9 protein-coding genes and 2 tRNA genes are annotated in these 12,958 nt (G+C 60.2%); 2 read left to right on the top strand and 9 right to left on the bottom strand.

From position 1 onward, the window contains the following. Window positions 1–188 precede the first annotated feature (188 nt). The 4 genes from PMI01S_RS29950 to rimO form a co-directional block, all read right to left on the bottom strand. The gene (locus PMI01S_RS29950; RefSeq protein ID WP_084323788.1) at window positions 189–656 is read right to left on the bottom strand and encodes a YehS family protein; all 468 of its coding nucleotides are present in this window, start codon (window positions 654–656) and stop codon (window positions 189–191) included. Between the two features lie 75 nt (window positions 657–731). Beyond that, window positions 732–1,442: an rRNA pseudouridine synthase gene (locus tag PMI01S_RS29955; protein ID WP_084323789.1), complete on the bottom strand. Its 711-nt coding sequence runs from the start codon at window positions 1,440–1,442 to the stop codon at window positions 732–734. Window positions 1,443–1,625: 183 nt separating this feature from the next. Next, window positions 1,626–2,099: a GNAT family N-acetyltransferase gene (locus PMI01S_RS29960; RefSeq protein ID WP_084323790.1), complete on the bottom strand. Its 474-nt coding sequence runs from the start codon at window positions 2,097–2,099 to the stop codon at window positions 1,626–1,628. Window positions 2,100–2,212: 113 nt separating this feature from the next. Further along, entirely contained in the window at window positions 2,213–3,550 is a 1,338-nt protein-coding gene (rimO, locus tag PMI01S_RS29965; RefSeq protein ID WP_008030039.1) for a 30S ribosomal protein S12 methylthiotransferase RimO, read from the bottom strand. Window positions 3,551–3,838: 288 nt separating this feature from the next. On the opposite strand from rimO, the gene PMI01S_RS29975 reads away from it, so the two are divergent. Beyond that, on the top strand, window positions 3,839–5,740 hold the full coding sequence (locus PMI01S_RS29975) for a potassium transporter Kup (RefSeq protein WP_084323792.1): 1,902 nt from the start codon (window positions 3,839–3,841) through the stop codon (window positions 5,738–5,740). A 219-nt stretch (window positions 5,741–5,959) separates the two neighbouring features. Here the strand turns inward: PMI01S_RS29975 and PMI01S_RS29980 are convergent, their stop codons facing one another. The 5 genes from PMI01S_RS29980 to PMI01S_RS30005 form a co-directional block, all read right to left on the bottom strand. Next, the gene (locus tag PMI01S_RS29980) at window positions 5,960–6,265 is read right to left on the bottom strand and encodes a DUF3077 domain-containing protein (protein ID WP_084323793.1); all 306 of its coding nucleotides are present in this window, start codon (window positions 6,263–6,265) and stop codon (window positions 5,960–5,962) included. Between the two features lie 555 nt (window positions 6,266–6,820). After that, window positions 6,821–8,116, bottom strand: coding sequence for a virulence factor family protein (locus PMI01S_RS29990; protein ID WP_084323795.1), 1,296 nt, complete (start codon window positions 8,114–8,116; stop codon window positions 6,821–6,823). After that, window positions 8,116–10,758, bottom strand: coding sequence for a bifunctional lysylphosphatidylglycerol flippase/synthetase MprF (gene mprF, locus PMI01S_RS29995; RefSeq protein ID WP_084323796.1), 2,643 nt, complete (start codon window positions 10,756–10,758; stop codon window positions 8,116–8,118). The genes PMI01S_RS29990 and mprF overlap by 1 nt, the downstream gene beginning before the upstream one ends. 267 nt (window positions 10,759–11,025) lie before the next feature. Continuing rightward, window positions 11,026–11,102, bottom strand: a tRNA-Met gene (locus tag PMI01S_RS30000). Between the two features lie 378 nt (window positions 11,103–11,480). Further along, a tRNA-Met gene (locus tag PMI01S_RS30005) sits at window positions 11,481–11,557 on the bottom strand. Between the two features lie 301 nt (window positions 11,558–11,858). On the opposite strand from PMI01S_RS30005, the gene dinB reads away from it, so the two are divergent. Then, a complete protein-coding gene (gene dinB, locus PMI01S_RS30010) occupies window positions 11,859–12,920 on the top strand; it encodes a DNA polymerase IV (protein WP_084323797.1) in 1,062 nt (353 codons plus the stop codon). The last annotated feature ends 38 nt before the right edge of the window (window positions 12,921–12,958 follow it).

Genomic DNA, 12,958 nt, shown 5'->3' on the forward strand with positions numbered 1-12,958 from the left:
CGATGGCGTTTTGAAGATCGCTATCGCCAGCAAGTCGGCTCCTACAGGGCGATGGCGTTTTGAAGATTGCCATCGCCGGCAAGCCGGCTCCTACAGGGCGATGGCGTTTTGAAGATTGCCATCGCCAGCAAGCCGGCTCCTACAGGGCGATGGCGTTTTGAAGATCGCTATCGCCGGCAAGCCGGCTCCTACTGGCGAACGCGCAGGGTCAGGCCCTTGAGGAAATTGCGCAGCAACTGGTCGCCGCACGGACGGTAGTTGGTGTGGCCGAACTTGCGGAACAGCGCGCTCAGCTCAGGCTTGGACACCGGGAACTCGGCGGCCTTGAGGATCGCGTGCATGTCGTCTTCCTTCAGTTCGAAGGCCACACGCAGTTTCTTGAGGATGATGTTGTTGGTCACCGGCACTTCGATCGGCTGCGGCGGACGGCTTTCGTCCTTGCCGCGCTTGAAGATCACCAGGCCGTCGAGGAAATGCGCCATGACTTCGTCCGGGCAGCGTACGAAGCCTTCCTCGTCTTCTTCTTTCTTGTCGAGGTACGTCAACAGGTCTTCCAGGGACACGTCCATGCCGCCGAGCTTGATGATCTCGATGACTTTCTTGTCGCTGATGTCGAGCATGTAGCGCACGCTGCGCAGTACGTCGTTATGAATCATGGTGTGCAATCCTGATATTCGGCAGTGGGCGCCGCATAAGCCGCGGCGCCAAAATGTGTGGCGGCGTGAAAAGTCTTAGAACTTCTCTTTGCCGGACAGGTAGCGCCATTGGCCCAACGGCACTTTACCGATGGACACGCCGCCAATGCGGATGCGGCGGATGGCGACGACCTTCAGGCCGACGGCCTGGCAGAACAGGGCGATCACGCCCGGTTGTGGGTTCTTCATCGCAAAACGCAGGCGGTTTTCGTTCTGCCAGCTGGCTTTGACCGGCGGCAGTTCCTTGCCCTTGTAGGTCAGGCCGTGGTTCAGACGGTTGAGGCCGTGAGCCACCATGTCGCCTTCGACCTCGACCACATACTCTTGCTCGATTTTTGCGGAATCGGCAGTGAGTTTGCGCAGGATCTTCCAGTCCTGGGTGAACACCAACAGACCGCTGGCGTTGGCCTGCAGGTCGGTGCTGGCGGTCAGGCGCAGGAAATGACCCTTGAGCGGCCGTTTGCTGAAGCGGTGTTCTTCGCTCAGGGTGTCGGCGCTGATGGTCGCCATGGCCGTTTCCGCGTCCATGCCTGCCGGGACGTTGAACAGGATGGTTACCGGCTCGGGCGCAGTGGCCTTGGCTTCTGGATCGAGCTCGACTTTCTGGGTGTCGACCTTGAACTGCGGCTCGTCGATGACTTCACCGTCCACGGTGACCCAGCCGCCCTCGATGAACAGCTCAGCCTCCCGACGGGAACAGCCGACGAGTTCGATGAGGCGTTTGGAGAGACGAATCGGGTCAGTCATGACAGGGCCGTAACAAAAAAGGGGTGGGCATTGTACCTGCTGGGCGCCGGTTAATCCCGGCTCCATTTCACCGTTGGGCTTTTTGTAGGAGCCGGCTTGCTGGCGAAGCAGGCGATGCGGTGTGTCATTTGTACCGAGGTGATGCTATCGCCAGCAAGCCGGCTCCTACAGTTGCGTGGTGTGTCAGCCATTGCTCGACTGTTGTCGGGTTTGGCGCAAGCGCATGTGTAACAACGGATAAGGCTGACCCATGCCGTCATGCTCCGAGCGACCGATCACCTCGAACCCTTGTTTGAAGTAGAACCCCAGCGCCTGCGGGTTCTGTTCGTTGACGTCCAGTTCATCGGCATTCAGGTGTTCCATGGCATAGCGCAGCAACTGTTTGCCCAGGCCCTGGCCGCGATGAGCCGGGTCGATGAAAAGCATTTCGATCTTGCCCGCCGCGACCCCGGCGAACCCGGTGATGCGCTGGCGCGAGTCTTTGGTGCAGATCAGCATCACCGCGTCGAGGTAGCGGGTCAGCACCAGGTTCTTCAGCAGTTCGATGTAACTGTCCGGCAGGAAGTCATGGGTGGCGCGCACCGAGTCTTCCCAGACCCGAGTCAGTTCCTGATAGTCGCTCTGTTTCGGCGTGTGGATGACCGAATGTTGGCGCATGGCCGAATGCCCCTTTTGCAGTGATGGGTGCGAATCCTTTCTCCCACAAAACGATAGACGTAAAAAAGCCCCGCATCTCGTCAAGAGAGCGGGGCTTTTCGTATTTTTTGCGTTTAGATCTGTTCAGCCCACAGGTCGTACTCGTCGGCGTCGGTGACCTTGCACCAGACTTTGTCGCCCGGCTTCAGGTTGCTGCCGTTGTCGATGAACACGTTGCCGTCGATTTCCGGGGCATCGAAGAAGCAACGGCCAACCGCGCCTTGCTCGTCGACTTCATCGACCAGCACTTCGATTTCACGGCCGACGCGCATTTGCAGGCGCGCCGAGCTGATGGCTTGCTGGTGCGCCATGAAGCGGTCCCAACGGTCCTGCTTGACGTCGTCCGGGACGATGTCCAGGTCGAGGTCGTTGGCCGGTGCACCTTCGACCGGCGAGTACTGGAAGCAGCCGACGCGGTCGAGCTGGGCTTCGGTCAGCCAGTTCAGCAGGTACTGGAAGTCTTCTTCGGTTTCGCCGGGGAAGCCGACGATGAAGGTCGAACGGATGATCAGGTCCGGGCAGATCTCGCGCCAGTTCTTGATGCGCGCCAGGGTCTTGTCTTCGAACGCCGGGCGTTTCATCGACTTCAGGACTTTCGGGCTGGCGTGCTGGAACGGGATGTCCAGGTACGGCAGGATCTTGCCGGCGGCCATCAGCGGGATCAGCTCGTCGACGTGCGGGTACGGGTAAACGTAGTGCAAGCGAACCCAGACCCCAAGGGTGCTCAGGGCTTCGCAGAGTTCGGTCATGCGGGTTTTCACCGGCGCGCCGTTCCAGAAACCGGTGCGGTATTTCACATCGACGCCGTAGGCGCTGGTGTCTTGCGAGATCACCAACAGCTCCTTGACGCCGGCCTTGACCAGGCGCTGGGCTTCGTCGAGTACGTCACCGACCGGACGGCTGACCAGTTTGCCGCGCATCGACGGGATGATGCAGAAGCTGCAGCTGTGGTTGCAGCCTTCGGAAATCTTCAGGTACGCGTAGTGGCGCGGGGTCAGCTTGATGCCTTGCGGCGGCACCAGATCGATCAGCGGGTTGTGATCCTGACGTGGTGGCACGACGTCGTGCACCGCATTGACCACTTGCTCGTACTGCTGCGGACCGGTCACGGCCAGCACGCTCGGGTGCACGTTGCGAATGTTGCCTTCTTCGACGCCCATGCAGCCGGTCACGATGACCTTGCCGTTTTCCTTGATGGCCTCGCCGATCACTTCCAGGGATTCGGCCTTGGCCGAGTCGATGAAGCCGCAGGTGTTGACCACCACGACATCGGCGTCCTGGTAGGTGGACACAACGTCATAACCTTCCATGCGCAGCTGGGTAAGGATGCGCTCGGAGTCGACCAGTGCTTTGGGGCAACCCAGGGATACGAAGCCAACCTTTGGATTGGCCGGCGCAGGAGTGGTGGACATGTCTAACCTCGGTATTTGTGACGCCTCCAGCCGAAGACGGCAAGGCGACAAACGGGCGCTTGGTGCGCCTCTGATCAAAAAGTGCGCAATTCTAGCGATGAGACGTTCACTTGACCAGCTTTATGGAGGGAAATACGACGAGTGCTGCGCTATGCTTCGCGCCGTTACGCTTTACCGATTTTTTACAGTCAACAAAACGTCTGTAACTGTAAGTAAAACAGCGCATGCTGCGTGACAAAGCATAGTGCTTCTTCTAAAGAAGTCCGGTCTGGGTAGTAGGAGTGTTGGATGGGGCAGGCAAGTAGTCAGGTAGCGAGCGCCGGGCATTCGGCGGCAAAGCCGATCGGCATGCTGGTCGCGGCGGTCGGTGTGGTTTACGGCGATATCGGCACGAGCCCGCTGTACACCCTCAAAGAAGTGTTTTCCGGTGGCTACGGTGTGCCGGTCAATCATGACGGCGTGTTGGGCATCCTGGCGCTGATCTTCTGGTCGCTGATCTGGGTCGTCTCGATCAAGTACATGTTGTTTGTCCTGCGCGCCGACAACCAGGGCGAAGGCGGGATCATGGCGTTGACCGCGCTGGCTCGGCGGGCAGCGGCGGGGCATAAGAAATTGCGGACGTTGCTGGTGGTCTGTGGACTGATCGGCGCGGCGCTGTTTTATGGCGACAGCATGATTACGCCAGCGATTTCCGTACTCTCGGCGATTGAAGGCCTCGGGCTGGCCTTCGAAGGTATCGACCATTGGGTGGTGCCGCTGTCGCTGGTCGTGCTGGTGGCGCTGTTTTTGATCCAGAGTCACGGCACTGCGCGCATCGGCATTCTGTTCGGGCCGATCATGGTCACCTGGTTCCTGGTCCTGGGCGCGTTGGGCGTCTACGGCATCCTGCAGCACCCGGAAGTGTTGCACGCGCTGAACCCGGTCTGGGGCGTGCGTTTCTTCACCCAGCATCCGGGCATGGGCGTGGCGATCCTTGGCGCCGTGGTGCTGGCGTTGACCGGCGCCGAAGCCCTGTACGCCGACATGGGCCACTTCGGTCGCAAGCCGATTGCCCGGGCATGGTTCCTCCTTGTGCTGCCAGCGCTGGTACTTAACTACTTCGGCCAGGGCGCCTTGCTGCTCGGTGATCCGGAGGCGGCGCGCAACCCGTTCTATCTGCTGGCGCCAAGCTGGGCGCTGATTCCGTTGGTCGGCCTGTCGACCCTGGCCACGGTGATCGCCTCGCAAGCGGTGATTTCCGGTGCGTTCTCCCTGACCCGGCAGGCGATCCAGCTCGGGTACATTCCGCGCATGCACATCCAGCACACCTCCAGCGCCGAACAGGGCCAGATCTACATCGGCGCGGTGAACTGGTCGCTGATGGTCGGCGTGATCCTGTTGGTGCTCGGCTTCGAATCCTCCGGCGCCCTGGCCTCGGCCTACGGTGTGGCGGTGACGGGCACCATGTTGATGACCACCATCCTGGTGTCGGCAGTGATGCTGTTGCTGTGGAAGTGGCCGCCAGTCCTCGCGGTGCCGGTGTTGATCGGCTTCCTGCTGGTGGACGGTCTGTATTTCGCCGCCAACGTGCCGAAAATCGTTCAGGGCGGGGCATTCCCGGTGATCGCCGGTATCGCGCTGTTCGTGCTGATGACCACCTGGAAACGCGGCAAGCAGTTGCTGGTGGAGCGCATGGACGAAGGCGGGCTGCCACTGCCGATTTTCATCAGCAGTATCGCCGTGCAACCGCCGCATCGTGTCCAGGGCACGGCGGTGTTCCTCACCGCGCGGCCAGACGCCGTGCCCCACGCGTTGTTGCACAACCTGTTGCATAACCAGGTGCTGCACGAGCAAGTGGTGCTGCTGACGGTGGTGTACGAAGACATCCCGCGTGTGCCGCCGACTCGGCGCTTCGAGGTCGAATCCTACGGCGAAGGGTTCTTCCGGGTGATTCTGCACTTTGGCTTTATCGACGAGCCGGACGTGCCGCAAGCGCTGAAGTTGTGTCATCTCGATGACCTGGATTTCAGCCCGATGCGCACCACCTACTTCCTCAGCCGCGAGACGGTCATCGCCTCCAAGCTTGAAGGCATGGCCCGCTGGCGCGAGGCGTTGTTTGCGTTCATGTTGAAGAATGCCAATGGCAATTTGCGGTTCTTCAATCTGCCGCTGAACCGGGTGATTGAATTGGGCACGCAGGTCGAGATGTAAGCCCCGCGACATCAAAAAGCCCCCGTTGCCAATGCGGCAGCGGGGGCTTTTTTGTGTCTGAACGCACAGCGTGAAGATGGTGGAGATCCAATGTGGGAGCGGGCTTGCTCGCGAAGGCGGTGGGTCAGTCGACATCAATGTTGAATGTTAGTCCGCTTTCGCGAGCAAGCCCGCTCCCACAAGGGGGCTGCGGCGTCTGTCGGGATTGCGCTCAGGTCACTATTTTTTGGGTTCGGTATTCGTCGCAGCCGGTCGCTCCAGCACCTTCACCACATCATCAACCACTGCCTTGCTCATCGCCGTCAGATAATGCGCGGCCCAGATGTGGCGGTCGGTATCGCGGTTGAAGGCCGCATCTCGGGTCAGTTCCTTGGCCAGGAACAGAAAATCGGAGGCCATGGCTAACGCATCACCGAGGGGAACGTCTCGAGTGACATGGAATAGGGGTTGGTTTGAGCAGTAGATGAAGGGGGTGAGGCCGATGGTTTTTAGTTCTGAGGGTTCGGTCGGGTTTGTTGTTGTCATGGTTTTGCTCCAGGGTTCGAGGAGCTGCCACACTCGTTTCCAAGCGAATGGGTGGCAGCTGTACGCAGGTTGGAAAACCGGGAACCAGGGAACCGGCACGCCCGAGGGCGTCCCACGCACAGCCGCCATTACTCAAGAATATTGCCGTGAAATCGGCTGCATTCATGAATGGGTGGCGTAGAGTTCGATTCGACGGGTTTCCAAGCCCGATCGCTGAATGGTCAGCGACGACCAGAGACTATCCCGTCAAAGAAAAGCGCAACAAGGCATCAGAGTACCCAAAAAACACGATTCGGAGTTTGCCTACAAGGTTTGCGGGCGTCATCCGATATTCCGCGACCTTAAGTAAACGAAACCAGACAACGCAATACCTGTAGGAGCCGGCTTGCTGGCGATGGACTCAAGTGCACTGCGTTCATTCAGGCAGTACGCGTTATCGTTAACGACCATCGCCAGCAAGCCGGCTCCTGCAAAGGAAATCGTTTGAGTCGGAAAACCAAAAAAAGCCCCCGCAACCATACGGCCACGGGAGCTTTTCGTTAGACGGGGTTCAGATCACTCCTGAGCCGCCGTCTCCTTCGCCTGACGCTTCTCGATCACATCCACCAACCGCTGGGCCAGTTTCGGGTAGTTCTCGTCGAAGTGGTGGCCGCCAGGCAACTTGATCGCTTCGCCCACCGCAGTCTTGTCGGTGCAGCCGCTTTCGTCGGTCTCTTCTTCACCGTAGATGCACACCACTTTCTCCGGTGGCAGCTTGGCCATTTCCGGGCCGGTCGCGGCTTCTTTGCCGGCGTTGCCGAGCCAGCCTTCGACTTCGATTTCGAAGCTGCCGGTGCGGGCGAAGGCCAGCAGGATGATTGCGTCGACGCGCTGCTGTTCCGAGGCTTCAAGTCGGTTGTAGATCGCCGGCAAGACGTCGGCGCCGAACGAGTAGCCGGTCAGGATGAAGCGCTTGGTGCCCCATTTCTGCCGGTAGTGCTGCATCAGTTCGGCGAGGTCCAGGGCGCTTTGCTCCGGGCTCTTGTGCTGCCAGTAGTAGCGCAGGGTGTCGATGCCGACCACCGGGTAGCCGATCTTGGCCATTTCGCCGGCTACGTCGCGGTCGAGGTCGCGCCAGCCGCCGTCGCCGGAGAGGAACAGGGTGACGGTGTCCTTGGCCTGGCCGGCCGGGACTTCAACCACTGGAATCTGCAGGCCACCAGCGGCTTTGTCGCCACCGACGAGAAGCTTGCGCAGTTCGTTGTTCAGCACTTGCGGCAGGTTGATGTCGTAGTCGCTGATGCTGGTTTCGGCGTTGGGTTGGTCGCGTACAAAACCTGCGCTGGTGTCGTCCGGGTTGTCGTTCCACGCCACCAGCCAGTGGCCGTGAGCGGCGCTTTTTGGCAGCAGGTGGGTACAGCCGGGTTTTTCCAGGGCCAGGTCCACCGAAACGGCCTGGGACTTGTCGTCCTTCTGTTCGGACAACCAGCGCCACGCCAGCACGGCGCCAGGGCCGATGCCGCTGACCAGGGTCGCCGGGCCTTTGAGTTCTCTCAGGCCTGCTTGCAGGGCGCGGCTTTGCAGCAGGCATTCCTTGGGCAGGATCACCTGAACGATCTGCGCCGAGCCGGTGCGGCTCAGGGTCATCAATTGTTTGTCGCTGAGCTTCTGGTCTTCATTGACCGCCACCAGCACCTGGGCGCGTGGCGTGTTGCCGGGAATGACGCGGGTCATCGCGGCGCCGTCGGCGGGTGTCAGCCGTTCGAGGGTCGGTTCTGGCGCCGGGCGTTTGAGGTACCAGTAACCGCCGCCAAGAATCAGGGCCAGCACTACCAGTGTGGCCAGTACGTACCGCAAGGAGCGTCGAATCATCAGCGTTTCACCAATCCAGTCAAGCCGCCCGCAATCAGGGCAGCAGTGTCGGCCAGGGCAACCAGCGGATCAAGTCCGGCGGGCACGGCCATATAACGGGGTTCCCAGTCAGGCTGGAACTTGTCTTTGAAGCGGCGCAAACCTTGGAAGTTGTAAAGCTGCTCACCACGGCGGAATACCATCGAGCCCAGGCGCTGGGTCAGTGGTGCGCCGCGACGGGGTTGCAACCCCGACAACGGCACCATGCCCAGGCTGAAGCGCGCGTATCCATGATTTTTATAATGTTGAATCAGGCCGACCATCATGAATTCCATGGTCAGCTTGGGGGCGTCCGGGTGCGCGCGCATCAGGTCGAGGCTGGCCAGGTCGTGGCCGTAAGTCTCGAGCAAATTGGCGAACGCCACCGGACGCCCTTCGAAACGAATCACTGCGACGCGGAAATGCTTGAGGTAGTCATCGCTGAAACGGCCGAGGGAGAAGCCTTTCTCGCGCACGTTCTTGCCGGTCAGCCAGGCATCGGAAATCACCTTGAGCTCATCCATCGGCGCATGTCCCGGCTCATGGATTTCCAGCGACAGGCCATCGCGGGTGCCACGGTTCCAGGTGTAGCGCAGGTCCTTCATCTCTTTGCCCTTGGCTTCAAGATCAAAACGCTGCAGATCGACCCGGGCTTCTTCGCCGAGCTTGATTGCGGTCAGGCCGATGTCCATGTAGTACGGCAGGTTTTCCGCGCGGACTTGATAGAACACGGGGCGGGCGTGGTGGATGTCGCAGAGGTCGCGGAACTGCCAGATCATCTCGGCGCGTTGCTGGGTCGGGCCGATCGGGTCGTACAAGGCCACGAGGCTGCGCCCACGGCGGGCGTACATCAGGAACGCCTCGTCGTTGGGGTGAAACAGCAGCGCCTTGTCACCGGTCAGGGCCAGGCCACCATCCGGTTGTGCGGAAGCCATCAGGATTTTTACCGCGCGGTCCAGCTCATCCGGCGTCGGCAGGTGAATCACCGGGCGCGCAGTGCGCAGCAGCCAGGTCAGGGACACCACCACCAGCAGCACGGCGGCGCCCAGCAACGAGCGCAAGCCACGCGGGGCGTCGGCGTCGAGGGTGAACTGCCACCAGAGTTGATGGCTGTACGGGACGTCCTGATAAGCGAACAGCAGCAGCCAGATCGACGCGCCGAGCACGCACAGGCTCGACACCAGATACAGCGGCGAAAACGGCAATTCGGTCAAACGGCTCGGGCGATAGAACGAGCGGCGGAAAACCCCCAGCAGGCTCGCGGTCAACGTCATCAGGCAGGCTTCTTCCCAGTCGAAACCTTTGAGCAGCGACAGCACCGCGCCGACCAGCAACAGAATGGTGGTCAGCATCCAGGCGGCCGACAGTCGGCGGCGCAGGCCTTGAGCCAGCAGCAGGCAAAGTACACCGACCAGGCTGGCGCCGAAGTGCGAGGCGTCGACCAGTCGATGGGGAATCAGAAAGCCGATGTGTTCCAGGCGTGTATCGATTTCCGGGGTCACGCCGGAAAACAGCAGCACCACGCCGGACAGGAACACCAGCACCGCCAGAATCGGCGCGGCCAGACCGGACGCGGCGCGCAAAGACTGGCGCGTCTGGAACAGGCGCTGGCCTTCGTTGATCAGCAGCAGCACGCACGCGACCAGTAGCGGCAGCACCACGTAGATCAGGCGATAGAGCAACAACGCGGCAGCCAGCGGTGCAGCGCCGAGTTTATCGGCAAAGGCGGCCAGCAGAATCGCTTCGAACACCCCGACACCGCCGGGGACATGACTGAGCACGCCTGCGGCCAGCGCCAGCAGGTACACCAGCAGGAAGGCGCCGAACGGCGGGGCTTCCGGCAGCAACAGATAAAGCACGGTAGCAGCGGCGGCGACGTCCAGGGCAGTAATGATCAGTTGCAGGAACGTCAGGCGGCGGCCCGGGAGGCGCAAGGTGCGGCGGCCAACCTTGACCAGCAGGTTATCCGGGTAAGGCTGCTCCGGCAGGCGACGACGGTAGATGCCGACAGCCAACACGGTAAACAGCAGCAGCACGGCGGCAGCGATCACGCCCAGCAACATCTCGGAGAGCCCGAGGGCGGCGGAAGCGGCTGGCAGGTTGCTCAGCGTGGCCAGGGCGGCCAGCGGGGGCAGGGCGCAGCCGAGCGAGAGGCTGGCGAACAGCGTCATGTGAGCGACGTCTGAAGCCCCCAGGCCATGACGTGCATATAAACGATAGCGAACCGAGCCCCCCGAGAGCATCGACAGGCCGATGGCATTGCCGATGGCGAAAGCGGTGAACCCCCCGAGTGCAAGAATACGCGGCGCAAGCGTTACGCCGGCATAGCGGCTGGCCGACCATTCATAACCGAGCAATATGATGAAGCCGACGACCGTCGCCGCCAGTGCGCCCAGCAATGCCGGTTTCGGCACTTCAAGAATCGAGTCGTGCAGAGCGTACAGATCGAGTTCGCTCAGCAAGTGGCGACAGGCAATCAGCGCGATCGCGAACAACAGCAGGGTGACCGCCAGACCGATGGGTTGGCGATACTTGCTGACCTGATCAAGCAAGCGCAAACGCTCGGGCTTGATGGGTTGTGTCGCTGTGACGGTGTCTTGTGGGTCAGACGAGTTGGCGCGCATCAATCACCTCTTGGATTGTGCGCGACAGGATGGGGGTATCCAGCCAAGTTACCAATCCCTGTAGAAAAAAATAATCACAAATATTAACGCCACTCGCCGGGTATCGGCGATGGCAGGTCATCTGTCGTGGAGGGTTCCGTCTGGGACTCAGCATAGTCTGATCTCAGGGTGTCAGTGATCCCCACAGAGTGACAGGTCATTGTTGCGAAAGGACTTTTTCAACAGATACAAAAAAGGCCACTCTTTCGAGTAGCCTTTTTTGATGTTTGGTTGCGGGAGCCGGATTTGAACCGACGACCTTCGGGTTATGAGCCCGACGAGCTACCAGACTGCTCCATCCCGCGTCTGTGTGGCGGCATTCTATAGAGATACGCTGATGTGTCAACCGTTAATCCGGAACCGGGTCAAATAAACGTGAATAAGCGGCGAACGGTCGCAGGGGAGACCTAAGTTTCGGAATCAGAACGATTTCTCCGTGCTGCCAAAAAACAGATCTCTCACGGAATGTTGGGAGACACCGATGGCGCGTTACCTGTAGGAGCCGGCTTGCTGGCGATGGACTCGAGTGCGCCGCGTTGATTCAGGCAGCACGCGTTATCGTTAACGACCATCGCCAGCAAGCCGGCTCCTACAGGAAAGCGTGCATGAGTTGAATTTAAGTGCCATTGCAAAACACGCGCGCACAAAAAAGGCCACTCTTTCGAGTAGCCTTTTTTGATGTTTGGTTGCGGGAGCCGGATTTGAACCGACGACCTTCGGGTTATGAGCCCGACGAGCTACCAGACTGCTCCATCCCGCGTCTGTGTGTCGGCATTCTACAGAGGATCGCCGGGCTGTCAACCTTCAATCCAGATAAAACCTGTTCTGGTTCAATCGCTTAGCTTGAAAGTGCGACGGTGTAATCGGCTGCGAGTCAGGCGTGGCAAGGCTTGCAGCTCTATCGAAGGTGGTCTTTCGATTGAGAAAATAAATTCATCCACGACTTTTCCTACGAGCGGGAAAGAACATTCAGACTACTGGTGCTATATACAGGTGTCAGTGAGATACTGCTGATCCGGCCTGCCATGTCTCCTTTTCTTTCCCATGAACACCGCTTTCATATGACCCAGCGAAAAATCATCCACGTCGATTGTGACTGCTTCTACGCTGCCATCGAGATGCGTGACGACCCGCGCCTGGCCGGAAAGCCGCTGGCGGTGGGCGGGTCGGCGGATCGACGCGGAGTGATTGCCACCTGCAACTACGAAGCGCGGGCGTATGGCGTGCGTTCGGCGATGTCTTCCGGGCATGCCTTGAAGTTGTGCCCGGACCTGACCATCGTCAAACCGCGCATGGACGCCTATCGAGAAGCGTCGAAGGAAATTCACACGATCTTCCGTGATTACACCGACCTGATCGAGCCGCTTTCCCTTGATGAGGCCTACCTCGATGTGTCGGACAGCGCGCACTTCGGCGGCAGCGCCACACGGATTGCCCAGGACATCCGCCGGCGGGTGTCGAATCAGTTGCATATCACGGTCTCGGCCGGCGTGGCGCCGAACAAGTTCCTGGCCAAGATTGCCAGCGACTGGAAAAAGCCCAATGGTTTGTTCGTCATTACACCGGATCAGGTCGAGGATTTTGTCAGTGGCTTGCCCGTGAGCAAGCTGCACGGCGTGGGCAAAGTGACCGCCGACAAACTGGGCAGGCTCGGAATTGTCGATTGCTCGCATTTGCGCGAATGGGACAAGTTGGCGCTGGTGCGTGAATTCGGCAGCTTTGGCGAGCGACTGTGGAGCCTGGCTCGTGGGATCGATGAGCGGCTGGTGCACAACGACAGTCGGCGGCAATCGATCAGCGTCGAAAACACGTATGACGTGGATCTGCCGGATCTGGTGAGCTGCCTGGATAAATTGCCGGAGTTGCTGGAAACCCTGGCGGGACGCATGGCGCGGATTGATGACAGCTATCGGCCGGGCAAGCCGTTCGTCAAAGTCAAATTCCATGACTTCACCCAGACTACGCTGGAGCAGGCCGGGGCAGGGCGGGATCTTCAGAGTTACCAGCTGCTGCTGACCCAGGCGTTCAATCGCGGCGGGAAACCGGTGCGGTTGTTGGGGATCGGGGTGAGGCTGGAGGATTTGCGGGGCGGGTTCGAGCAGATGGAGTTGTTTGAGCGCTAGCGGCAGGGTTTGGATGGTGTGGTGAGTGTCAGGCCGCC

This window comes from Pseudomonas migulae NBRC 103157, from assembly GCF_002091715.1.
Classification (GTDB): domain Bacteria; phylum Pseudomonadota; class Gammaproteobacteria; order Pseudomonadales; family Pseudomonadaceae; genus Aquipseudomonas; species Aquipseudomonas migulae_A.